Source organism: Aeromonas sp. s8, from assembly GCF_040907785.1.
GTDB classification, from domain to species: Bacteria; Pseudomonadota; Gammaproteobacteria; order Enterobacterales; family Aeromonadaceae; genus Aeromonas; species Aeromonas veronii.
The window spans coordinates 312,391-335,083 of record NZ_JBFOCL010000047.1 but is presented as its reverse complement, the minus strand read 5'-3'; the positions used below and the strand labels follow the sequence as shown (position 1 = coordinate 335,083).

Here is a 22,693-nt window from a genome sequence, read left to right as displayed (position 1 = left end):
TCGCCCTTCTCCCTTTTTCAACCAAGGTTCACCAGCGGATACCCTATGCCCCAATCGCCAACAGCTCAGGCTGCCGCCCTCTCCCCCCGTTTCCTGTTTATCCTGCTCGGTGCTCTCGCGGGTCTGACCCCGCTGGCTGTGGATATGTATCTGCCGGCCATTCCGGCCATCGCCCGGGATCTGGCCACCAGCATCGACGGTGCCCAGCTCACCATCAGCGCCTTTCTGGGCGGCTTTGCCATCGGTCAGCTCTTCTACGGCCCGCTGGCCGACAGCTATGGCCGCAAGCCGGTGATCCTGGCGGGGTTGGTGATGTTTGCCATCGCCTCGGTGGGCTGTGCCATGGCGGACTCCCTGCCTGAATTGCTGGCCTATCGGATGTTGCAGGCGGCGGGCGGCGCGGCGGGTTCTGTGGTGGTCAATGCCCTGCTGCGCGATCTGTTCGAGAAGGATGCGTTTTCTCGCGCCATGTCGTTCGTCATTCTGGTGATGACCCTGGCGCCGCTGGTGGCCCCTGTGGTGGGCGGCTATATCAGTGCCCACGCCGACTGGCGGGTGATCTTCTGGCTGCTGGTGGGGATCAGCCTGCTGATCTGTCTGGTGATGCAGTGGAAAATTCAGGAGACCCTGAAACCCGAGCACCGTCAGCCGCTCAAGATCGGCCAGATCCTCAAGAACTACTGGGGGGTGCTCTCCCATCGCGGCGCCATGGGCTATGTGCTGTGTGGCTCCCTCTCCAGCTCCGGCATGTTCGCTTTCTTAAGCGGCTCCCCTTACGTCTATATCGAGTACTTCAAGGTGCCGACCGAGCACTACGGCTGGCTGTTTGGCCTCAATATCCTGCTGATGATGGTGGTCACCTTCGTCAACAGCCGACTGGTGAAAGGGGTGGGCGCCGAGCGGATGCTGCAATACGGTCTGCTGGTGCTGCCCTGCGCGGGCGCCCTGCTGGTCTACAACGCCTGGAGCCAGACCGGCGGTCTGTGGGGCATCGTCATTCCGGTGGTACTGTTTGTCGGCCATATCAGTCTGGTGGGCGCCAACGCCATGACCGGCCTGATGGGCCACTTCCCGCAATCTGCGGGCACCGCCTCGGCACTGGCGGGCACCCTGCGCTTTGGCATCGGCGCCCTGGTCGGCATTCTGGTCAACCTCAATCCGCCCCACTCGCCGCTGCCGATGGCCATCGCCATCGCCTGCTGCGGGGTGGGTTCGACTCTGAGTTACTGGCTGCTGACCGGCAAGCGAGGCGATTGATCCCCCTCCCCCCTGTCAGGAAAACGAAAGAGGCTTCCATCAACGGAAGCCTCTTTTCGTACTGGCGGCCAGACGTTCAGAACTGGGCACTGTTGAGCCAGAGGTGCGCCCCTATGCTCACCAGATAACCGAGCAAGATGGCAGGCAGCCACTTCAGGTGGCCAAAAAAGGTATACATGCCGTGGGCCTGTCCCATCAGGGCCACCCCGGCCGCAGAGCCGATGGAGAGCAGGCTGCCGCCCACTCCGGCGGTCAGGGTCACCAGCAACCACTGTCCCAGCGCCATATCCGGGTTCATCGACAGCACGGCAAACATCACGGGAATGTTGTCGATGACGGAGGACAAGACCCCAATGAAGATGTTGGCCATGGTGGGATCCCCTGCGTCATACAGCCAATGTGACACCAGCTCCAGATACCCCATAAAGCCCAGCCCACCGACACACATCACCACCCCGTAGAAGAAGAGCAGGGTATCCCACTCCGCCTTGGCCACCTTGTTGAACACGTCAAATGGCACCACAGAACCTAGACTGCGCAACCGCACCTCATCACCATTGCGTTCATAGAGCGCCCGTTTGCGTGCCAGCGAGCGCGGTAACGACTTGCGCAGATAAAACCCGAAAAACTGCAGATAACCGAGTCCCAGCATCATGCCGAGCACAGGCGGCAGATGGAGGAAACTGTGGCATAGCACCGCCGTGATGATGGTCAGCAAGAACAGCGCGACGATGCGGCGGGCACCCCGCTTGAGATCGACTACCTCGTTATCAGCCTCCGGCACATGACGCGGCACCATCATGCTCATCAGGATGGCCGGCACCAGAAAATTGAGCAGAGAGGGAATAAGCAGGGTGAAGAACTGGCCAAATTGCACCTTGCCCGCCTGCCACACCATCAGGGTGGTGATATCGCCAAAGGGACTGAACGCCCCTCCGGCGTTGGCTGCGATCACTATGTTGATGCAGGCAAGATTGACAAAACGCCGATCACCGTTGGCCACCTTCAACACCACGGCGCACATCAATAGCGCTGTGGTCAGGTTGTCAGCCACCGGAGAGATACAGAAGGCAAGCCCACCGGTCAACCAGAACAGGGTGCGCAAGTGAAAGCCGGATCGCACCAGCCATGCGCGCAGGGCATCGAACAGCCGCCGATCCTCCATGGCGTTGATATAGGTCATCGCCACCAGCAGGAACAGCATCAACTCGGCATATTCCAGCAGGGTATGGCGAAATGCCTGCTCGGCCGCCGGACTCATCCCCTGCTGTGCATAGGCGATACCGATCAGGATCCAGATCACCCCGGCGGCCACCAGCACGGGTTTGGACTTGCGCAGTTGCAGATACTCTTCAGCCATCACCAGGGCGTAGGCCAACACAAACAATCCGACACAAAAAAGTCCGAGGGCGGAGGATGTCAACAGAACAGGGCCACTACTGGCATGGGCGGGAGGGATAAACAGGGAAAGCAGCAAAATAACAGGGGTAAGCGCAGACATGGTCTCTTCCTTTTAGAACCGTCTGGCAACGATGCTAGCACCTGGATGAAAAGAAAAATTCATCCAGGTCAATTAACACTTAATTAGTTTGCTGTCGAAACGCGGGATTATTTCTTGCCGAAACCCGACTGCTTGAGGGTATAGCCTGCGCTGTTTTGCCAGGCATCCAGACCGCTGCGGTTATTGCCCGCCACCAGACTGGCGGCCAGACTCGGGCTGTTGAACAGCTGATCGGCGGTAAAGACAAAGCCACCCTGACTGCGGGGCACTATAACCCCCTTCTCCAGCAGTTCGTGACGCAGCTCGATCACTGCTTCACGCAAAGAGGCGGCATCCTCGCCATTGGCGGTAGAACCGGCCAGCACCATAAAGCCCGGATTTTGCCGCTTGCCCACCGGATAACCGTGGGCCTCGGCCCCCTTGCCGTTGAAGTGGTAGAGCTCGCGCTCCCCCGGCCGGTTGTCGGAGAGTGCCTTTTGCAGGGTCATCAGCTCGTTGTAGATCTCGATGGGGACGACGGCAGCCTGCTTGTTGCCCTTGCTATCGATGATAAAACTGACTTGCTTGTGTAACATCCTTGCTCATCCTGTGACCCATGGAAGCCCCTATTCTAACCACCTCGGGCAAGCGGGATCCAGCGAGGATCCACTGCTCTTTTGCCGCCTTGATCACTAACTGGCACTCTTGATCAACCGTAAGGGGTGTTGATCAATGCTGGCCGTGCTAGCGTACCAAGCATGATGAAAGCCATTGACCATCAAACGGTTATCCCATGCTGACCCTGCGCAACCTCTGCAAGAGCTTCGATAACGGCAGTGAACGACTGCCGCTGTTCCACCATCTCGATCTCGCCCTCCCCGCTGGCGAGATCACCCTGCTGCTGGGCCAAAGCGGCTGCGGTAAGTCCACCCTGCTGAATCTCATCGCCGGGCTGATTGCACCGGATGAAGGGGAGATCTGGCTGGGGGAGACCCGGATCGACACCCGCTCCCCCGACGAGCGGGCGCGCCTGCGGGGTCGCCATTTCGGTATCGTCTATCAGGATTTCAACCTGCTGCCAACCCTGACGGTGGCCGAAAATCTGGCCCTGCCGCTCGCCATCAACGGTATGCCACCGGATGAGACAAGGATTGACCAGTTGCTGCACCGGCTCGATATGAGCCACAAGCGCCATGCCTGGCCGGAGCAGCTCTCCGGCGGCCAGCGACAGCGGGTGGCGCTGGCCCGCGCCCTTATCCATCAGCCCCAGTGGCTGCTCGCCGACGAGCCCACCGGCAGCCTCGATGAGCACAATGCCGAACAGGTGATGGCGCTGATGGTGGCGGCGGTGCGCGATACCGGCGCTGGCTTGCTGCTGGTGAGCCACAACCCCGCCTATGCCGCCCTGGCCGACAGAGTGCTGCGCCTTGAAGGGGGGCAACTTATCGAGCTCAAGAGACCCCATCATGACTAAGCGGCAACTGCGCCAGCCGGAGACACGCTGATGCTGCCACTCAAAGCGCTGCTGCGCCTCTATCGCAGCCACCCCTGGCTGCTGTTGATGAGTCTGGCCGGGCTGGTATTGGGGGTGTCACTGGTGGTGGCCATCGAGCTGCTCAACCACAGTGCCCGCACCAACTTCGTCGCCGCCCGCAGCCAGCTGGCAGGAGAAGCCAACTACCGGCTGGCCCCTGCTGGCGGGCTGGATGAGCAGCTTTACGTGCAGCTGGTGACCAGCCAGCCCGCCCTCGATGCCATGCCCCAGCTCCATGGCAGGCTCAAAGATGAGCAGGGGCGCAGCTTTCAACTGCTGGGAATGGATCTCTTCAACACCGGCCCCCTGCGCCAGCTGTTTGGCGCCCAACCCGCAAGCGAGCCCGACTTTTCCCTCAACCGCGCCGACAGCGTCTGGCTGTCGGCCCCCGAAGCGGAGCGCCTTGGCTGGCAAGCGGGCCAGAGCCGACGCTTTGTGCTGGGCGGCAGCGATGGCGCCAGCGCCCGAACCCTGACCCTGACCCTAGCGGGCACCTTCGAACCGGGCGCCGTGCCCATGGAGCGGCTGCTGATAACCGACATCGGCCTCGCCCAACCGCTGCTGGATAAAGCGGGTCGGCTCGATCGCATCGTCTTCAAGCTAAGTGACGCTGAGGCTCGTACCCTGCAGGCCACTCTGCACACCCGTTACCCGAACCAGCCCTTGTGGCTTGAGCCCATCAGTCCGGCGCTCGATGCCAGCCAGCTTGGCGATGCACTGGCCCTTAACCTGACGGCGCTCTCATTGCTCGCCATGGCGGTGGGATTGTTTCTGGTGTTCAACGCCCAGCGATTTGTGCAGAGCGTGCGCCGCCCCCAGCTGGCCCAGTTGATCATTCTGGGAATGGGGCCGAGTCGGGTGCTGCGCTGGCTCATCCTGGAGCTCCTTATTCTCGCCACCCTAGGCACCCTGCTCGGGGTGCTGCTCGGCACCCTGTTGGCACTGGCGCTGATGGGGCAGCTCACCCAGGCGCTGGCCGATCTCTATGGGCCCAACCCCATCGATCTGCTTCGCCTCTCCCCTGTGAGCCTGCTCAAGGCGCTGTTGATCGGGCTGCTCGGCACGCTGGCCGCCAACCTGCCCGGCTGGTGGCAACTGCTGCGCCAATCCCCCCTCGAACTGCGTGCCGGAAGCAGCCGCCCCCCCGCTCACCCGTGGCGACGGCGCGTGCTGGCCATCGCCATCCTGCTGCTGTGCGCTCTGTGCCTGTGGCTGCCGCAAACGGGTCTGACCGGTGCCCTCTTTATAGCCGGCGGCTGGCTGCTGGCCATGGCGCTCTGGCTGCCCGATGCCCTGCGCGGCCTGCTTGGCTGGTTGCGACGGCGCGCGGGCGGCCCCCTCACCGCCCGACTCGGGGTAGCAGAGACCCTCTATCACCTCGACCGCACCGCCATCGCGGTGATGGCGTTGCAGCTGGCCATCGCGGCGGCCATCGGCATCGGGGTCATGGTGTCGAGTTTTCGCTCCAGCGTGGAGATCTGGCTCGGCCAGCGTCTGGCCGCCGATCTCTATGTCACCGCCCCCAAGGGGGTGGCGGGCAACAAGGGCACCTTGAGCGATACAACCCTTAAGACCCTGCTCGCCAATCCGCTGGTGAGCGCCGCCTCGCGCCGCTCGGTGCTCCCCGCCCGCTGGCAGGGGCAGCCCATCGAGTGGGCGCAGATGGACTTTATCCCCCAGCTTAAAGCGGCCTATCCGCTGCTGGCCGGACGCTGGCCGACCCGCCCTGACGAGGTACTGGCGAGCGAACCGCTGACTGTGCGCCTCGGGGTCAAGGTAGGCCAGACATTGGCGATCAGCGGCGAGCAGGGGCCACGGCAGTTCACCGTCACCGGCGTCTATCAGGACTACGGCAGCGACAAGGGGCAGATCCTGCACGCCTTCGAGGCGGGAGCAGTGCAATCCCTCGCCCTCTTTAGCAACGACCCCGAACAGCTGGCCGACCGCCTGCGCGAGCGCTTTGGCGGGCAGCTCAATCTGCTCTCCGCCCCCGCCATTCACAGCGCGGCGCTCAAGGTGTTTGACCAGACCTTTGTGGTGACCGAGCTATTGAAACTGCTGATCCTCGGCATCGCCTTTGTCGGCATTGGCTCGGCCTTTATGGTGCTGGGGCTGGCACGCCGTGGCGAGCTGCAGACCTTGCAGAGTCTGGGCTTGAGCCCCCGCCACTGCCGCCAGCTGCTGGTGTGGCAAGGAGCGGGATTGGGGCTGCTTACCGCCCTGCTGGCCCTGCCGGTGGGCTATGGCCTTGCCTGGGTGCTGATCGAGGTGGTCAACCCACGCGCCTTTGGCTGGCGCCTCGCCTTCGAGGCCGCCCCCCTTCATGCGGTCACCGCCCTGTTGCTGGCGCCGGTCTGTGGCGCACTGGCCTCCTGGTATGCGGCACGGAGAGTGGTATGAAATATCGGTTAGCTCACTGGCTCAGCCATGGCTTGAAGCTCCCATCGACCACTTCCCTCTCTCCGCCCCTTCTTCAGCGCAAAGAAGAGCACAGTGCGGCATTGAACCATCCCCTCTCCCTTTGGGAGAGGGCCAGGGTGAGGGGAAGCTTGTCCTCTTTACGGTTCCTGTGGCTCGCCACCCTCTTGATCCCGCTGATTGCCATAAGCGGCAGCGCGCAGGCCAGCGATCTGGGCGCCCTGCTCGGCGGTGGCAACGACAGCTTTAAAAAGGTGCTGCCGGGGCAAACTATCCAGCTGCCGGAGGATCACGCCGCCCACCCCGATTACCGCTCCGAGTGGTGGTATCTCACCGGCAATCTCAAGGATGAGCAGGGGCGCGAATATGGCATGCAGTGGACCCTGTTTAGGCAGGGTATCGAACAAGAACTTCGCACCAGCAACCCCTGGCTTACCCCCCAGCTCTGGCTGGCCCAGTTTGCCATCACGGATCTCGACCGTGGCAGCCACCAGCAAGATGAACGGGCCAGTCGGCAGGGGCCGGGACTGGCGGGGGCCAGCGGCGGCCAATATTGGCTCAGGGAGTGGCGGCTTGCCTCGCAAGGGGCGGCGCTGTTCCCCGCCACCCTCAAGGTACAGAGCAAGATTGGCGAGATGAACCTCACCGTCACCGCCGCCAAGCCGCTGGTGCTACAAGGCAAGGCCGGTTACAGCGAGAAGAGCCCGGGCAACGCCTCCTTTTACTACTCCTACCCGCGCCTCACTCTTCGCGGCACCCTGACTCGTGATGGCGAGACCCGCACCGTCACCGGACAAGGCTGGTTTGATCACGAGTGGAGCAGCTCGGTATTGGCCGAGTGGCAATCGGGTTGGGACTGGTTTTCCCTGCAACTGGCCGATGGCCGCGAGCTGATGCTGTTTCGCCTGCGCACCAAATCGGGCCGTGCTAATCCCGAAAACCAGCCAGAAAACCGCTACGGTATTTTGATTGAGCGGGATGGCAGCAGCCGGGTGCTCGCCCCCGACGCCATTCGCCTCACCCCGGGCAAAACCTGGCGCGGCCCCAAGGGGCAGGATTACCCCGTTGAGTGGCAGCTCAACGCCGCCGGAATGAGCCTCACCATCAAAGCCCGTCAGCCCAATCAGGCCATGACCGGTCGCTTTGACTACTGGGAGGGTGCAGTCTCTGTTTCGGGGGATGCCAAGGGGGTCGGCTATCTGGAGATGACCGGCTACTGAACACCCTAGACAAACGTGGCCGGTCTGCTCGATGACCTAAAAACAAATCCCCCTTATAACAGGGCATAACCGTGATATTGCCCAGCCACTTCTGTCACTTGGCGCCAGTAGCCAAGGATGCCTTATCTGTTTATTTATCGAACACCCTCACCCACCCAACCCGCAGCCAACTTGGCTCAAGTCTGATCCTTGTCAAAAAAAACCTCAAAATTCGAGCGGTAACTAACTTTTTACTCACTTAAATTGGTCGCTGTTTGATAGGATTCTCATCCGACACTTATAGCCCAATGGACCACCGAGAAGTGGTAATGACTTACCTTGCTTCAATCTGGTTGGAACAGTGCGCTGGAGATATAGTCCTGTGTAACTGAAAGTGAGAACTCCGGTCAGTATGTCTACTGTCTCTATAGTTAAAACTTTAACTCGCAGTACGATCTGAACTTTATAAATTCTGACGATGACTAAGACATTTACAATAATATTATACTAGGTGAGTTGGGGGGGGGAGTAATGAATCGTAAGAGCAAAACTAGACTATTATCCTCAATCGCCATTTTTATTAGCGGTTACACACCATTATTTTTAATTATGATCATAAAAGATGTAAAGGATATTTTATGGTTTGATCTCAACACTAACGCACCATTTTTTAATTCTATAAAATTAACGGTACCATATTGGCTTGAGTTTAAAAATGTAGAAATAGTTTATTCATTACTGCTTTTGTCAATATTAAGCCTGACATTGCTATGTTACATACTTAAAAACATAACTAACAAACCTTATAGCATATATGTAATAACAGCGAGAAGTCGTTCTAGTGAAGTAGTTAATTATACAATTCCATACATGATTTCATTTGTTGCTTTTGAGCTTAGTGAATGGCAAGACATATTTTCATTATGCCTATTTTTATCAGTCTTGTGTTTATTATCCATTCGTAGTCAAAGTGTATTCATCAATCCTATTTTAGCTGCGCTTGGTTATGGCTTATATGATTGTAGATACAATGAATCTGGGAATGAAAAAGAATGCATCATGTTATCTAAACATGACTTATTATCTGGAAATAATGAAAGATACGTCAAACTCAATAACTATATGGGAATAATCTCTAATAAAGGTGTTTAAATGCAAGATAAGTTGCTAATTCTAGATAACATTAAAACTATAGATTTCAATGCCTTTGATGTTCGTTTGTGGGTAATCAAAAAAAGCACAAACGCAGGCCAGCATTCTTACCGGGCTCTGAGCGCATCAATTGATGGCTTAGATGCAGACTTAATAGCAACATTGCGCAAGTTTTTCTTTGGTGTGGAACAACAAGTAGAGCCAATTAGAGAGTTGTCAGCTTACTCCGCACTTACAGTAGATACAGATGAAGATCGAGCTCTAGTACATACTGTTGATGCTACAGATTTTGCAGCAATTATTGATAAAATTAATCTTGGTGCAGATAATGAACCAGTAACAGATATCAAAGAATTTCACAATGCATGGGCATTAGTTGTTGAGTTCAAATTCAATGAGCACTGTTTTTATGCATTCTCTAAAGTTAAAGGTGGCTGGAACCTCAAAAGAGTATCGACCATATCTAGCTGGACGTTTTCAGATGGCGACTTTAAAAAAATAGATGTATGCAATACTTTTTCATTTAGAAATTATTTTGATTTTATTGCGTACGGTGAAAATGTTTTTATTCGAGATAAAGCCAATTATGAGTTAGGCCTTAATATTAGAGAAGGCCTTGAGGCAAAGCGTGATGTTTTAGTAGATGCTCTTGCTGAACACGGGATAATCACTTCAGTTGACGATTTAAAAATTGCAATAGGTAATAATAAGACGTTGTTAAGACGTTTGGTCTCAGCAGAAGAAACTCGTTACTTCGAAGATCAACAGTTTATTGAAGATATGAAAGCAATAATAGTTGAGCATCAATGGGAAATAAATGTAGATAACGATGGTAAGTTTGTCATCGATGAAAATAACATTGATTTATTTTTAAAGTTAATAAATGACAAAAGATTCATATCTTTAATCAAAAAGCAAATGGTTGATGCTGATAGAGTTGAAATTGTACAGCCTGCGAATAACGCAGACTAACATCTTAATAATATGATCAGAAAGGGACTATGGATACATTATTCTAGTCCCTATATACCTATACCCAGTTATATCAGGAACACTTAGCTACTTATTTATCATCTATATAGAGGGCAATAATCAATTGATATATCCAATCTAACACAAACAGACCCTTAATAACGGATAGGAAACAGATTATTTCCCCCCGCCCCCCAGCGATTGAATAAATGCCAGGGTACGGCGATTAAACTGCTCCGGCTGCTCCACATTGCAGACATGGCCGCACTGCTCGATTACCGCCAGTGAAGAGCTGGCATCGCGGGCCACCTGTTCGCGCACCGGTGCCAGAAACATATGATCCTCCTCCCCCATCACATAGAGGGTGGGAATGGGCAGGGAGCGTTCGCGAAAATAACGCATCAGCGGGTTAACCTCGGTGGCGAGGCGGAACCAGCGTTTGAACTCTTTCTGGCAGAGCTTGCGGGCTTCGCGCACAAAGAGGTTGCGCGACTCCTGATGGTGCTGGCGCGGCATGATGATGAAGGCAAACAGCCGGTAGAGCCACATATAGGGCAGGAAGTGCTGGCCGAGTCGGCCCAGCTGCACCAGCACCCGCGAGCGGATATCGAGCCGCAGAATGGCGCCCCCCAGTACCATGCTTTTCACCCGCTCCGGGCAGAGCTCGGCCAGATGGCGAATCAGGATGGTGCCAAGGGAGATGCCGACAAAGTGGGCGCGGCGGATATCGAGATGATCGAGCAGCCGAACGATATCTTCGGTCACTTCCCGAAAGCTGTAGTGGCCCTTGACCACCTGTTGCAGCTGGTGGGACTGGCCGTGGCCGCGCAAGTCCAGCAGCAGCACGTTGAAGTGTTCGCGATAGGCGCGCAGCTGCTTGAACCAGATGGAGGAGCTGCCACCGGCGCCGTGGACAAACACCACCCAATCCCGCTCGGGACCCAGTTCGAAAGTCTTGTGATACAACATCCAATAGGCTCCCTTGGTGATGGGGGGTATACTCGGCTGCGCGCATATTAACAGAACAGGCCCGCCGATAGATATGCGCCTGACATGACCCGGATCACCCCTTGCGCGAGAACCCACCATGGATTTGACCCGTTTGCGCCACTTTCTGCTGACCCTGCCGGGCGCCACCGAAGATACCCCGTTTGGCCCGGAGATCCTGGTCTACCGCATCGCGGGCAAGATGTTCGCGCTGGTGGATTGGCAGGCCGAGCCGCTCACCATCAACCTCAAATGCGAGCCCGAGCTGGCGTTGCTGCTGCGCGAGATCCACCCCGAGGTCAAACCGGGCTGGCATATGAACAAGCAACACTGGAACACAGTGACCCTGAACAGCACCTTGCCAGATGATCTGTGGCAAGGCTGGGTGCACCACTCCTATGAGCGGGTTGTCGCGGGTCTGCCCAAAGCCAAACGACCACAGGCGCCGCGCCCCCTCCCCCCTACTGACGGCCCGACCTTATGACGCCAGCACTTAGTCCAGCACTTTGCATTGTCCCCCTTGGCGAGGCACATATCCCCGCTCTCGTAACCCTGTTTGAGCAGGCGGTGCGACGCTGCGGCCCCGAACACTACAGCGCCGAGCAGGTGGAGCAGTGGGCCCTCGGTTCACAACATCCGGGCTTTGTCAGCCAGCTGCGCGAGCACCACGGCTGGGTGGCAGAGCTGGCAAATGTGCCCCTCGGGTTTGTCACCCTGAGCCCCGATGGCCACCTCAGCCTGCTCTATGTGAGCGCCGACCATCAGCGCCAGGGACTGGGCAATCTGCTGCTCACCACGGCGCTCGCGGGGGCCAGAGGGCTCGGTATGACCCTCATCACCACCGAGGCCAGCGCCTTCAGTTATGAGCTATTTTTACGACATGGCTTTACGTTGACCGGGCTGGAGTGCGTGGAGCGGGGCGGAGTCAGTTTTACTCGCCATCGCCTGCACTGCTGCTTGCCAAGCTAGGGCAAGCCACTAAAATACGCTTAATTTTCGTATTGTTACTGTATTGAGGCAGCAACCATGGTGGTAGAAAGTGAAGGCTATATCTCGCTGATCGAGTATCTGGTGGAGAGTTTGGGATTGTTTGAATCCCAACAGCAGAACGATGGTGAAGAGACCATCGAAGATCTGGTCAGTGGCCGTGTTGCCAGCAACCTGATGGCCATTTGCGAGCAAAACCCCCAGCTCGATCCCAAGGTGCGTTTCGCCATCATGCAGGAGGCCGACGCCGTGGTCGCCGATCTGGAGGAGGTGCTCTCCGCCGTATGGCTGCGCGCCCCGACCCCGGAACAGAAAACCTTCCTCATCGAGTTTATCGATCTCATCAAGAACCTGTTCGACAGCGCCATCGGCTGATCTGCCGTCCGGCTCTCCCGCCCAACGCAAGATTTCAAAGCAGCAGATAAGGAAAAGGGCCGCCTTGGTGGGCAGCCCTGCTTGCTATCATTTTCAACCCGCCAGTGCGTTCATTCATCAGGCGGTTATCAAGGCAAGAAATGTGTCTGGACTTTGCATCCGATCCCTGGACGCTACCTAGTTAGTCCCGACTGGTCGCAATAAGTTCCCTCCTCCGACCATTTATTTTCACTTTTATTAAGAAATCGACTACAAACCTGTTCAGCGGTTCAGGCTGGGCGGCAAACAGACTCCAATGCCACCCAATCCGCAGTAGCCATCCGGATTTTTCTCCAGATATTGCTGATGGTAATCTTCGGCATAGTAGAAGGGCGCCAGCGGCAGAATGCGGGTGGTGATGGCACGACTGTCGCCGCTTGCCGCCATCGCCTGCTGATAGGCCGCCATGCTCTGCTGGGCAATGATCTGCTGGCTCTCGTCACCATAGAAGATCACCGAGCGATACTGGGTGCCAATGTCCCCGCCCTGACGCATCCCCTGCGCCGGATCGTGCTGTTCCCAGAACAGTCTGAGCAGATCGCCGTAGCTGATCACCGCCGGATCAAACACCACCTGCACCGTCTCGGCATGGCCGGTCAGCCCGCTGCACACCTCTTTGTAGGTGGGATTCTGGGTGACGCCGCCCTGATAACCGGCCGCGGTGGAGTAGACGCCAGGTTGCTGCCAGAACAGGCGCTCCACACCCCAGAAGCAACCCATGCCAAACCAGGCCACCGCCATCCCTTCCGGCCAGGGGCCCTGGGTCGGGTTGCCATTCACCGCATGCTGCTGACCAATCACCATCGCTTCGCGTCGTCCCGGCAGGGCATCTGCCGGTGAAATAATCTGTTCCATGAATTCTGTCCTTGTATAAAACCCTGTGAAATCACACAGCTGACGAAAAGGAGCATCGAAGATAGCAGTTTATCGCGCCGGATCAACCGGCGGGCCCCTCCCCGCTCGCTCCAACGGCTATCTGCACCGTCCGTCACTCTTTCCCGATCCGCACGGTCAAGCCGCCCCTCGTAGACCAGAAACGGCAAAAATCAATATTTAGTCTTGATTTGTGAATTAATTTTCATATATTGAGCCAATCGCTGTTTTTTTATGGAAGAAATATCAAGTGCGTGAACGCGAACCCAGTCTGGTCAATGCCTTCCGGCAATCCACCCCCTATGTCAATGTGCATCGGGGTGCCACCTTTGTGCTGATGATGGGGGGAGAAGCCATCTGCCACCCCAACTTCGCCAATATCGTCAGCGATATCGCCCTGCTGCAGACACTGGGCATACGCCTGGTGCTGGTGTTTGGTTCACGTCCGCAAAACGATGAAGCGCTGGCCCGCGCCGGTATCGAGGCCCAGTATCACAAGCGGATCCGGGTCACCGATGACGAGAGTTTCACCATCATCAAACAGGTGTGTGGCGGCCTGCAATACGACATCACCGCCCAGCTCTCCATGGGACTCGCCAACACCCCCATGCAGGGAGCGAGGATCAGCGTGGTGAGCGGTAACTTCGTCACTGCCCAGCCGCTCGGGGTGGATGATGGCATCGACTTTTGCCATAGCGGCCGGGTGCGCCGCATCGACGTGGAGGGGATCACCCGCCAGCTCGATCAGAAGAGTCTGGTGCTTATCTCCCCCATCGGCTGCTCGGTCACCGGCGAGAGCTTTAACCTGAGCTCAGAAGAGGTGGCCCGCCGGGTGGCGGTCGACCTCAAGGCGGACAAGCTTATCTGCTTTAGCAGCACCCAGGGGGTGATGGACAGGCGCGGCGAAGCCATCTCCGAGCTCTTCCCCGAGCAGGCCGAAGAGCTGCTGGTGGAGCTGGAACAAGCGGGCGAAGAGATGTCCGGCACCGCCCGCTACTTGCGCGCAGCCATTGCCTCCTGCCGCGGCGGCGTGCCCCGCTCCCATCTGGTGAGCTATCAGGATGATGGCGCCATGTTGCAGGAGCTGTTCAGCCGCGACGGCCTCGGCACCCAGATCGTGCGGGAAAGCGCCGAGCAGGCCCGCGCCGCCACCATCGAGGATATCGGCGGCATTCTGGACCTTATTCGCCCGCTGGAGGAGGAAGGCATTCTTGTGCGCCGCTCCCGCGAGCAGCTGGAGATGGAGATCGACAAGTTCACCATCATCGAGCGCGATGGCCTCATCATCGGCTGCGCGGCCCTCTACTGCTTTATGGAAGAGGCGATGGCGGAGATGGCCTGCGTCGCCATCCACCCCGACTATCGCAACTCCAACCGGGGGGATCAGCTGGTGGCCAAGGTGGCCGAGCGGGCCAAACGGCTCGGGATCCGTCGCCTGTTCGTGCTCACCACCCGCTCCATCCACTGGTTCCGGGAGCGTGGCTTCGATCCGCTGGAAGTGGAAGATCTGCCGGTGGCGCGCCAGCGTCTCTACAACTGGCAGCGCCGTTCCAAGGTTTTGTCAAAGACCATTGCCTAAGTCATTGATCCTGCGTTGAGTTAGCTGACAATTTGAACTTTTTCACAAACTCGATTGACAGTGCAATCCAACGCAGGGTATTTCTAAATGCACTCCACCACCCTGGTGGAGCCAGAAGAGGAGCGCTGCCCAGGCAGCCCAAGGGAGGACGCCAGCGTCCGGTGAACTTGGGTCAGGGGGAGCAGCGCCGAGACGAGTGAGGAGACTGGTAACCTCAACGTCGGCTGCGGGGGCTGAATCCCCCGGGTTGTCATCGGTAGTGATCATCCCACACCGCGCCCTGTCAGGGGCGGTACGGGATGGGCTCTGCAGGTGGAGTGCTTCTGGCCGGGATAGCTTCGTTCATTCCTGCCATTTTCAGCCTCCTCCTCTCTTTTTTGCCCGATGGAACCGGAATCTTAAAATAAGACAGGAGTAAGCAATGAGCCCGATCAATGTCGCCAAGTTTGGCGGAACCAGTGTCGCCAACTTCCCGGCCATGAATCACTGCGCCGACATCGTGCTGGCCAATCCCGCCACCCGGGTGGTGGTACTGAGTGCCAGCGCCGGTGTCACCAACCTGCTGGTCGCCCTGGCACAAGGTGAGCTGGACGAAGCGGGCCGCGACGAGCAGCTGGCCAAACTGGCCGGGATCCAGCAGGCCATTCTGGCCGATCTCGGCAACCCCGTTGATGTGAGCGCCCTCATTCATGGCCAGCTGGACGAAATTCGCCTCATGGCCCAGCAAGCCCACCAGCATACCGATGCGGAGCTGGCCGACCGCCTCATCGCCTGCGGCGAGCTGATGTCTACCCGTCTCTTTACCGAGCTGTTGCGCCAGCGCGGCGTCAAGGCCCACTGGCAGGATGTGCGCCAGCTGATACGCACCGACAGCCGCTTTGGCAAGGCCACCGTCGATCTGGCCACCACCCGTACCCTCTGCCAGCAGACGCTGGGCCCGCAGCTTGGCGACAGCCTTATCATCACCCAGGGCTTTATCGGTGCCGATGGCGATGGCCGCACCACCACGCTGGGGCGCGGCGGCTCTGACTACAGCGCAGCCCTCTTGGCCGAAGCGCTCGATGCCGCCAGTATCGAGATCTGGACCGATGTGCCCGGCATCTACACCACGGATCCGCGCCTCGTCACCCGCGCCCGCCCGATCCCCGAAATCAGCTTTGTCGAAGCGGCCGAGATGGCCACCTTCGGCGCCAAGGTGCTGCACCCCGCCACATTGCAACCGGCGGTGCGCCAGAATATTCCGGTGTTTGTCGGCTCCGCCAAGGATCCTGCCGCCGGTGGTACCTGGATCCGCGCCAGCACAGATTCAAGCCCGCTGTTTCGCGCCGTCGCCCTGCGCCGCCAGCAGGTGCTGGTGACCCTGCACAGCCTCAACATGTTCCACGCCTACGGCTTTCTGGCCGAAGTGTTCGGCATTCTGGCCCGTCACCGCATCTCGGTCGACCTCATCACCACGTCGGAGGTGAGCGTGTCACTGACGCTGGATCACACCGGCAGCCAGAGCAACGGCGAACCGATCCTGAGCGACAAGGTACTGGCCGAGCTGGGCCAGCTTTGCAAGGTGGAGGTGGAAACCGGTCTGGCACTGGTGGCGCTCATCGGCAACCGGATGAGCGAAGTGAACGGGGTGGGCAGTCAGGTCTTTGACGCCCTGCGCGAGCACAACATCCGGATGATCTGCTACGGCGCCAGCGCCCACAACCTCTGCTTCCTGGTCAAGGAGAGCGAGGCGGGCAATATCGTCAACCGCCTCCATCAGGAGCTGCTGGACTGACCCTCACCGCGAGGTAAACCAGACCATGCAACAGGGCGCCCGCAAGGCGCCCTGTTTATTTGTATTCCGCAAAGGTATCGGCTCAGGCAAGGCTGGTAGCAGGCAACTGGCAGGCCATGGCTTCCCGGCGCAGCTGCTGCAAGCGGGCCAGCAGCCCGGTCTGGCCCAACTCCGTCTCCTGAGGCGAGAGATTGTCCACCAGCAGCGGATAGTGATCCGTCACCGCCTGCATCAACCAGTCGAGCCGACGCAGGGTGAGCGGGCCGCAGCTCTGGCCGCTCAGATCATCGGCCACATCGAGCCGGTGGCTGCGATACATGTCCCGCCACCAGTTGGCGACCAGCGCCTCGTCGCTCGCCAGCGCGGCGCTCCACTCCCCTTGCAGGGCGTGCAGGCGGGCCAGCACGGGCGCGCTGGCCCCTTCGCGGATCAGGTGGTGGATCTCCCGTTTCACCCATTTCAGGCAAAGCTCGCGCCAGTAGCGAAATTGCGGCAGAGGATCGGCCTCATCGAGCCAGAGTCCGGAGAGGGTGCGTGTCTCCAACCGCTCCGGTACATGGAACTGCGGGTCGACCAGACCGTTGGAGTTGTATTCAAAGCGGGGATCGAAGGTCCACATATAGCCAAAGTCGAACACGCAGATCTGCTCGCCGTCATCGAGCAGGTTGCCCGGGCTCGGGTCCCAGTCAAACCAGCCCCAGCGGGCCAGCTCACCCTGCACCTCCAGCATCTGGGCCAGATTGCGCTCGTTGAGCTGATGGACCGGCACACCCCGCAACCAGGGGGAGACCAGCACCCCGGCGCGCGCCGAGCCAAAGCTGGTGCAGACCACGTGGGAGAGGACAGTAGGATGCAGCTCCCGCAGCGCCTCGATTTCGCGCCGCCGCTCCAGCTCGGTCAGAAAGGCAGTCTTGCCATCGAGGTTGGCCACCAGCGAATCCTGACGGCGCCGCTTGAGGCACCAGTGATGCCCCTCCACCTTGAGGTGAAACACCTCGGCGGTGAGACCGTGGCGATAGACTTTGACCACAGCCGGATGGCTATCCTTCAGCTTGACCAGTTGGGCCAGCGGCAGCGGGCAGTCTCGCTCGCGTCCGACCCGGATCTCTTCCTTGCTCTCCAGCATGCGCAGCAATCTGGCCTGACGTGCCATCACTTTGGGATTCATACATGTACCTCCAGTCGCTATCGAGAGACTAAACAGCAGACCCCTCCCAAGCCAGCGGCAAAACCCCATGATGACGCTTTCATCACATATTCCGAACAACCCCTCGATCGGGATCACAATTTGCAAGGTTGAGCTGTAACCAAATATTCATTAAGTGGTCATTAAATTGACAAGCTGAAACAAGGCCCGCACCATCGGGTCAAACTCTATGCGGATGAACGTTCTCTCCCTCACTCGCTCAAAGGATGAGCTTATATGAATCGCCCCTCCTCAGGCCGCCCCCGTGTTCTGAGTCTGCCCTCTCTGCTGCTTGCCCTGCTGGGCGGATTGCTGCTGCTGACCCTGTTGTTGCCGCTGATCAATCCCGGCAGCTGGCTGGGCCGCGCCCAACCGCTGGTGCTGGGCCCCGCCGACAACCCGCTGGCCACCCTCACCCGCCACGCCCTGCTCTATAAAAGCGACAGCCGCGGCCTCTATCTGGTGGTACGCAGTCAGTGGCAGTTGCGAGGGCCGCTGCAAGCGGGGGACAAGGTGCGAGTGGAGCTGCTCAACGACAAGGGGGAGCGGATTGACCAGCTCAGTCAGGCGGTGGATAAGCGTCAGGTGTGCCGCAATAACCGCTGCTCGCTGGATCTCAACAGCACCTTGCGCGCACCAGACGATGCACTGGCCAGCCGTTATCAGCTGCGCATCGGTCTGCTGCTCAAGGATCGCCCCGATAGCGGCGATTTCAGCCAGATCCTGCAAACCCTGCCCGAGCAGGGCTTCAACCTCACCTATCTGGTGGTGAGCCTGACGCTGGTGCTGGCCCTGAGCGCCGCCGTGCTCAAAACGGTGCTGCCAAAGCTGCGCCGCAGCCTGCGCTGGCGGATCATCGGCAGCCTGCTGCTCGGCAACCTCACCTTCGTGCTGCTGCACGGCTTCGTGGTGTTCAAGCTGGGGGAGTTTCTGCTCTGGTCAGGCTTTCGCCCGGAGCACTACTATCTCGCCTGGGGCAGCATGGTGCTGGGCTGGAGCCTCTGCGCGCTGGCGGGCTTCAACCTCTATATGGGGCTGGTCTTTACCGCGCTTTCTGGCATAGGTCTGCTCGCCAACTTTATGAAGATTGCCATCTACGGCGTGCCGCTCGGCGGGGACGATTTTGGCAACCTGCTGGCACTGCTGCGGATCCTGCTCGACCAGCACCCCATCCTGCCCATCTTCACCGTGTTGCTAGCACTGTTTCTCTGCTGGCGCTTTGCCCTGTCACGCTGGGTGTTGCGCACAGCCGCTGCCACCGTCGCCTTCTTTGCCCTGTGCGTCTTTGCCACCCAGACCGGCAACAAGCTGCTGGGGGCCAACATTCGCTACGTGGATCGCGCGGTCAACTACCACAGGGACATCATCCGCTCCGGCCCCGGCCTCTATCTGTTCAATCTGGTGGACGAGATGTTGCAAAGCGGCAGCGTGTTTCGCTACCCCTTGCAGATCAACGAGCTGGCCCCGCAGCTGAGCTATCCGCCCCAGGGCATCACGCCGCGCTGGGATCTGGTGATCGTGCTGCAATATGAGTCGCTCTGGCTCGACTGGAAGGGGCGGATCTGCGCACCGGCTCCCACCCTCTCCCTGCCCGCCAGCGTGCAGCAGTGGCAAAAAACCATCCACTCCCCCACCACCGGCGGCATGACAGTGCTGGCGGAGTTCGAGATGAACACCGGCCTGCCGGTGGGCTTGCTCAAGCAGGGGGTGGTGCCCTACTACTACCTCTCTGAGCAAGTGCCAGGACTGGCCCAGAGCGCCAGACAGAGCGGCTACCAGACCCTGTTCGCCCACCCCTATGTGGAAAAATTCTGGGGCCGCGCCAAGGCGATCCCGGCGCTCGGCTATGAGGAGCGCTGGTTCGATACCCGCTTCACCACCCTTGAGCACAAGGGGCCCTATATCTCCGATGATGCGCTCATCGACCACCTGCTCAAGCGCAGCGAACAGGATGACAAACCGCTGTTTGCCTATGCAGTCACCATGCAGGGGCACGGCCCCTTCGATGGCCCCCGTTATCAGGGGCAGGAGCGCAGCGGCGCCTGTCCGAAACAGAGCGAGAGCGACACCCAGCTGCTCAACACCTACTACACCGGGGTGGTGGATGCCATGGCCTCGCTGGAGCGGCTGCTCAAGACCCTCGACCAGTCGGACAAGCGCTATCTGGTGGTGGCCTTTGGCGATCACCAGCCGTTTTTGATGTCCGCCGGCAAGGGGATTCACGGTGACAAGCCGGCGCGCGATGCCACCTACCAGATCCCCATGATGGCCTTCACCCGCGCCGATGACCCCCTCAATCTGGCGACCCAGTTTGCGCCGGTGCGCCAGCTCTACCAGATGGGTCAGGCCACCCGCCAGCTGCTGGCGGGGGATATCACCCCCATCGAAGAGAAACCCCTGCTCCATCCGGTGCTGGGGGAGGAGAAAGGGTTCGACCCATCAAGCCTGGTGCCGCAGATCCGCGCCAGCTTCCGGCCCGATGCCCTGCCCTGATCCCTCCCCACAAAAACAGACAAGGCCGCATCCGCGGCCTTGTTGTTGGACATTCATTTAGCACTCATTCTGCTCGCCACCAGGGCTCAAGTAGCGTGAGCTGCTGGCGGTCGAGATCGAGCGCCACCTCGATACCCAGCGGCAGCGTCAGCATGGGGTGGGTATGGGCGCAGTCAAACTCCGCCAGAATGGGGAAGTTCGGCTCCCCCAACACCTCCAGCAGGATATCGAGTGGGCGCTTGCCGCTACCCTGATCGTTGAACTGCTCGTGCTTGCCGAGGATAAGCGCGCCGATCCGCTCAAACACCCCGCACAGCTTGAGATGGGCAAAAGATCGCTCCACCGTCTCGGCAGATTTCAGGCTGTCCTCCAGCAGCAAAATGTCACCGCGCTCGATGGGCGGCATATAGGGGGATCCCCAGATCCCCGCCATGGTGTTGAGGTTGCCGCCGATCAGTCGCCCCACTACCCGGCCAGAACCCACCGAGATCAGCCGATTGGGCTGGCACTGCTTGGCCCGGGCCTGGTTCTCCCAGTCCAGCCGTTCATCGCTCCATTGCACCGGGGTGGGCAGCGTGCAGGGAACGCCAGCTTCATCGGCCAACGCAATCTGTAAAAAACTGGCCAGCGTCTCATCCACCAGCGGCGGCAACTCGCCAAAGGAGGCCACCAGCGCCGGGCCATAAAAGGTAACCAGGCCAGTTTGGGCATGGATGCCGAGCAGCAACGCCGTCACATCGGAGTAGCCAACGATGATCTTGGGATCGCGCTTGAGCGCCTCAAAATCGAGGTAGGGCAGCAGGGAGTTGGAGTTACTGCCGCCAATCACCGACATGATGCAGCGCACTTCGGGGTCGCGAATAAGGGCATTGAGCTCCTCGGCCCGCGCGGCGATGGAGCCGGATCGCCAGTGATCCTGCTGGCCGGTGAGGCTGCCCGCCTTGAGCCTAAAGCCCTGCCCCTCAAGAAAGGCTTTTGCGCGGGCAAAACGGTTGGGTGCCCAGGCGGTCGCCGCGCTGGAGGGGGAGAAAAAAGCGATGGTATCGCCACGTTGGAGCAGCGGGGGAACCAATAACGTCATGACACACTCATCCTTGCCAATATCCAACCATCACCGAGTCGTTGAGACTCCTACACAACCCCTTTGATCACAACGGGTTTATTACGGTCGTTTAGAAATACAAAACACTTAATTCATTATTAACAGATATTCTAAACACCATCCCCTTCCTAGAATGACCTCATTGCGATGGCCAACCCCGGTTGGTTGTCAGAACGGTCGGCCTGACAGCCCGGACGTTCTCTTTCCCACTTTTTCTCTCTGACTTATCAATGAGGTGCCTGTCATGAACAAAAACGCATCCCCCAGCGCATTGGTTGTAGAAGGCGGCGCCATGCGCGGCATATTTGCCAGCGGCGTACTGGATGCGTTTATCGAGCATGACTATCGCCCCTTTGACTTCGCCATCGGCGTCTCGGCGGGGGCCACCAACTTGCTGGCTTATCTCGCCAGCCAGCATGGCCGCAGCCACGAGATCCTGACCAAACTGGCGTGCAGCCAGCAGTTTATGGATCCCCTGCGTTTTGCCAAAGGAGGCAATTTGGTGGATATCCACTGGCTGTGGAACACCAGCTGCCGCAAGTATCCCCTCGACATTCACGCCTACCGGGAGACCGGCATCCCCTTCTATGCGGTGGTGACCAATACCCTGACCGGCAAGGCGGAGTACATCCGGGTCAAGCCGGAGAACATGAACGAGGTGCTGCCCGCCAGCTGCGCCATTCCCCTCGCCTCCCACGAATACCCGGAGGTGCACGGGGTACCGATGACAGATGGCGGGGTGGCCGACTCCATCCCGGTGATCGAGGCCTACCGCCGCGGTGCCCGTCACCTGACGGTGATCCTCTCCGAGCCCCTTGGCTATCGGCTCAAGCCGATGCCCTTCCCCTGGATGATCCGAACCCTGCTCAAGACCCGCCCCGCGCTGGCACAGGCGCTGGAGCAGCGGGATCGCAGCTACAACGAGGCGCTCGATTTTATCGCCAATCCGCCGGAGGACTGCCAGATCGAGGTGATCGCCCCGGCCGACTACTTCCCCGTTTCCCGTTTCACCCGCGATATAAACAAGCTGGAGATGGGATACGTGATGGGCAAGTGCGCAGGCTATCAGGCCGCCCTGCTCAATTGATAAGGGTTTTACAGGCATGACCCGACCTGCCGCGACGCACGCGCCGCCAACACAATAACAATCGGGTCAGTTGAGCAACATGAGTCATAAAAACAGACCGTGGCGAGGCAAGCGCGGCCAGAACCGGTGCCAGAGACCCTGCCCGGCCCGCTCCTCATCCCTATGCCAGGGCATCCCACCCTCATACAAGGTGTTTATT

General features: G+C 59.0%; 19 protein-coding genes and 1 riboswitch. Of the genes, 13 read left to right on the top strand and 6 right to left on the bottom strand.

Annotation, left to right across the window (positions count from 1 at the left end; translation table 11 throughout):
• Positions 1 to 45 precede the first annotated feature (45 nt).
• Positions 46 to 1,257, top strand: coding sequence for a Bcr/CflA family multidrug efflux MFS transporter (locus AB5Y86_RS17515; protein ID WP_076491839.1), 1,212 nt, complete (start codon positions 46 to 48; stop codon positions 1,255 to 1,257).
• 76 nt (positions 1,258 to 1,333) lie between these two features.
• Here the strand turns inward: AB5Y86_RS17515 and nhaD are convergent, their stop codons facing one another.
• Complete coding sequence (gene nhaD / locus AB5Y86_RS17510) at positions 1,334 to 2,758, bottom strand: sodium:proton antiporter NhaD (RefSeq protein WP_368193594.1); 1,425 nt, start codon at positions 2,756 to 2,758, stop codon at positions 1,334 to 1,336.
• Between the two features lie 107 nt (positions 2,759 to 2,865).
• Positions 2,866 to 3,333 (bottom strand): DUF4357 domain-containing protein, encoded by a 468-nt coding sequence (locus tag AB5Y86_RS17505; RefSeq protein WP_005333716.1) that lies wholly within the window; start codon positions 3,331 to 3,333, stop codon positions 2,866 to 2,868.
• A gap of 197 nt (positions 3,334 to 3,530) precedes the next feature.
• Here AB5Y86_RS17505 and AB5Y86_RS17500 point away from each other — a divergent pair, with 197 nt between their 5' ends.
• The 5 genes from AB5Y86_RS17500 to AB5Y86_RS17480 all read left to right on the top strand — a co-directional run bounded on the left by AB5Y86_RS17500 (position 3,531) and on the right by AB5Y86_RS17480 (position 10,012).
• Positions 3,531 to 4,211 carry an ABC transporter ATP-binding protein gene (locus tag AB5Y86_RS17500; protein WP_368193592.1) on the top strand — a complete coding sequence of 227 codons (681 nt, stop codon included), beginning with the start codon at positions 3,531 to 3,533 and terminating at the stop codon, positions 4,209 to 4,211.
• A 30-nt stretch (positions 4,212 to 4,241) separates the two neighbouring features.
• Positions 4,242 to 6,671: an FtsX-like permease family protein gene (locus AB5Y86_RS17495; protein ID WP_368193590.1), complete on the top strand. Its 2,430-nt coding sequence runs from the start codon at positions 4,242 to 4,244 to the stop codon at positions 6,669 to 6,671.
• Between the two features lie 185 nt (positions 6,672 to 6,856).
• Positions 6,857 to 7,909: a lipocalin-like domain-containing protein gene (locus tag AB5Y86_RS17490; RefSeq protein WP_368193613.1), complete on the top strand. Its 1,053-nt coding sequence runs from the start codon at positions 6,857 to 6,859 to the stop codon at positions 7,907 to 7,909.
• 510 nt (positions 7,910 to 8,419) lie between these two features.
• Entirely contained in the window at positions 8,420 to 9,040 is a 621-nt protein-coding gene (locus tag AB5Y86_RS17485; protein ID WP_368193589.1) for a hypothetical protein, read from the top strand.
• Positions 9,041 to 10,012 (top strand): Kiwa anti-phage protein KwaB-like domain-containing protein, encoded by a 972-nt coding sequence (locus AB5Y86_RS17480; protein ID WP_120414474.1) that lies wholly within the window; start codon positions 9,041 to 9,043, stop codon positions 10,010 to 10,012. It begins immediately after the preceding gene.
• A 177-nt stretch (positions 10,013 to 10,189) separates the two neighbouring features.
• Here the strand turns inward: AB5Y86_RS17480 and AB5Y86_RS17475 are convergent, their stop codons facing one another.
• Complete coding sequence (locus AB5Y86_RS17475) at positions 10,190 to 10,981, bottom strand: alpha/beta fold hydrolase (RefSeq protein WP_069527832.1); 792 nt, start codon at positions 10,979 to 10,981, stop codon at positions 10,190 to 10,192.
• A 118-nt stretch (positions 10,982 to 11,099) separates the two neighbouring features.
• Between AB5Y86_RS17475 and AB5Y86_RS17470 the strand changes: the two genes are divergently transcribed.
• Genes AB5Y86_RS17470 through AB5Y86_RS17460 form a run of 3 tightly spaced genes read left to right on the top strand, consistent with a single transcriptional unit; the run spans position 11,100 to position 12,361 of the window.
• Positions 11,100 to 11,483, top strand: a complete 384-nt coding sequence (locus AB5Y86_RS17470; protein WP_019446158.1) for an MmcQ/YjbR family DNA-binding protein — start codon at positions 11,100 to 11,102, stop codon at positions 11,481 to 11,483.
• A complete protein-coding gene (locus AB5Y86_RS17465) occupies positions 11,480 to 11,968 on the top strand; it encodes a GNAT family N-acetyltransferase (RefSeq protein WP_368193587.1) in 489 nt (162 codons plus the stop codon). The genes AB5Y86_RS17470 and AB5Y86_RS17465 overlap by 4 nt, the downstream gene beginning before the upstream one ends.
• A gap of 57 nt (positions 11,969 to 12,025) precedes the next feature.
• A complete protein-coding gene (locus tag AB5Y86_RS17460; RefSeq protein ID WP_005333735.1) occupies positions 12,026 to 12,361 on the top strand; it encodes a DUF3802 family protein in 336 nt (111 codons plus the stop codon).
• Between the two features lie 261 nt (positions 12,362 to 12,622).
• Here the strand turns inward: AB5Y86_RS17460 and msrA are convergent, their stop codons facing one another.
• Positions 12,623 to 13,255: a peptide-methionine (S)-S-oxide reductase MsrA gene (gene msrA, locus AB5Y86_RS17455; protein ID WP_019446160.1), complete on the bottom strand. Its 633-nt coding sequence runs from the start codon at positions 13,253 to 13,255 to the stop codon at positions 12,623 to 12,625.
• A gap of 268 nt (positions 13,256 to 13,523) precedes the next feature.
• Here msrA and argA point away from each other — a divergent pair, with 268 nt between their 5' ends.
• Positions 13,524 to 14,852, top strand: coding sequence for an amino-acid N-acetyltransferase (gene argA, locus AB5Y86_RS17450; RefSeq protein ID WP_005345063.1), 1,329 nt, complete (start codon positions 13,524 to 13,526; stop codon positions 14,850 to 14,852).
• A gap of 107 nt (positions 14,853 to 14,959) precedes the next feature.
• A riboswitch (Lysine riboswitch) is annotated at positions 14,960 to 15,183 on the top strand.
• A gap of 90 nt (positions 15,184 to 15,273) precedes the next feature.
• Positions 15,274 to 16,626 (top strand): lysine-sensitive aspartokinase 3, encoded by a 1,353-nt coding sequence (gene lysC / locus AB5Y86_RS17445; RefSeq protein ID WP_368193586.1) that lies wholly within the window; start codon positions 15,274 to 15,276, stop codon positions 16,624 to 16,626.
• 82 nt (positions 16,627 to 16,708) lie between these two features.
• On the opposite strand, the gene AB5Y86_RS17440 is transcribed toward lysC, so the two are convergent.
• Entirely contained in the window at positions 16,709 to 17,794 is a 1,086-nt protein-coding gene (locus AB5Y86_RS17440; protein ID WP_368193585.1) for a hypothetical protein, read from the bottom strand.
• A gap of 255 nt (positions 17,795 to 18,049) precedes the next feature.
• On the opposite strand from AB5Y86_RS17440, the gene AB5Y86_RS17435 reads away from it, so the two are divergent.
• Positions 18,050 to 20,305, top strand: coding sequence for an LTA synthase family protein (locus AB5Y86_RS17435; protein WP_368193583.1), 2,256 nt, complete (start codon positions 18,050 to 18,052; stop codon positions 20,303 to 20,305).
• A gap of 64 nt (positions 20,306 to 20,369) precedes the next feature.
• Here AB5Y86_RS17435 and AB5Y86_RS17430 read toward each other — a convergent pair whose 3' ends face one another.
• The gene (locus AB5Y86_RS17430) at positions 20,370 to 21,386 is read right to left on the bottom strand and encodes a S66 peptidase family protein (protein ID WP_368193581.1); all 1,017 of its coding nucleotides are present in this window, start codon (positions 21,384 to 21,386) and stop codon (positions 20,370 to 20,372) included.
• A gap of 265 nt (positions 21,387 to 21,651) precedes the next feature.
• Between AB5Y86_RS17430 and AB5Y86_RS17425 the strand changes: the two genes are divergently transcribed.
• Entirely contained in the window at positions 21,652 to 22,494 is an 843-nt protein-coding gene (locus AB5Y86_RS17425) for a patatin family protein (protein ID WP_005333746.1), read from the top strand.
• Positions 22,495 to 22,693: the final 199 nt, after the last annotated feature.

Bases quoted from the DNA above. Each gene is read 5' to 3' on its own strand.
- AB5Y86_RS17425 (WP_005333746.1), top strand. From the start codon at position 21,652: ATGAACAAAAACGCATCCCCCAGCGCATTGGTTGTAGAAGGCGGCGCC.
- AB5Y86_RS17515 (WP_076491839.1), top strand. From the start codon at position 46: ATGCCCCAATCGCCAACAGCTCAGGCTGCCGCCCTCTCCCCCCGTTTC.
- AB5Y86_RS17505 (WP_005333716.1), bottom strand. From the start codon at position 3,333: ATGTTACACAAGCAAGTCAGTTTTATCATCGATAGCAAGGGCAACAAG.
- msrA (WP_019446160.1), bottom strand. From the start codon at position 13,255: ATGGAACAGATTATTTCACCGGCAGATGCCCTGCCGGGACGACGCGAA.
- AB5Y86_RS17500 (WP_368193592.1), top strand. From the start codon at position 3,531: ATGCTGACCCTGCGCAACCTCTGCAAGAGCTTCGATAACGGCAGTGAA.
- AB5Y86_RS17460 (WP_005333735.1), top strand. From the start codon at position 12,026: ATGGTGGTAGAAAGTGAAGGCTATATCTCGCTGATCGAGTATCTGGTG.
- AB5Y86_RS17465 (WP_368193587.1), top strand. From the start codon at position 11,480: ATGACGCCAGCACTTAGTCCAGCACTTTGCATTGTCCCCCTTGGCGAG.
- AB5Y86_RS17430 (WP_368193581.1), bottom strand. From the start codon at position 21,386: ATGACGTTATTGGTTCCCCCGCTGCTCCAACGTGGCGATACCATCGCT.
- AB5Y86_RS17475 (WP_069527832.1), bottom strand. From the start codon at position 10,981: ATGTTGTATCACAAGACTTTCGAACTGGGTCCCGAGCGGGATTGGGTG.
- AB5Y86_RS17495 (WP_368193590.1), top strand. From the start codon at position 4,242: ATGCTGCCACTCAAAGCGCTGCTGCGCCTCTATCGCAGCCACCCCTGG.
- AB5Y86_RS17485 (WP_368193589.1), top strand. From the start codon at position 8,420: ATGAATCGTAAGAGCAAAACTAGACTATTATCCTCAATCGCCATTTTT.
- lysC (WP_368193586.1), top strand. From the start codon at position 15,274: ATGAGCCCGATCAATGTCGCCAAGTTTGGCGGAACCAGTGTCGCCAAC.
- AB5Y86_RS17480 (WP_120414474.1), top strand. From the start codon at position 9,041: ATGCAAGATAAGTTGCTAATTCTAGATAACATTAAAACTATAGATTTC.
- nhaD (WP_368193594.1), bottom strand. From the start codon at position 2,758: ATGTCTGCGCTTACCCCTGTTATTTTGCTGCTTTCCCTGTTTATCCCT.
- AB5Y86_RS17440 (WP_368193585.1), bottom strand. From the start codon at position 17,794: ATGAATCCCAAAGTGATGGCACGTCAGGCCAGATTGCTGCGCATGCTG.
- AB5Y86_RS17470 (WP_019446158.1), top strand. From the start codon at position 11,100: ATGGATTTGACCCGTTTGCGCCACTTTCTGCTGACCCTGCCGGGCGCC.
- AB5Y86_RS17435 (WP_368193583.1), top strand. From the start codon at position 18,050: ATGAATCGCCCCTCCTCAGGCCGCCCCCGTGTTCTGAGTCTGCCCTCT.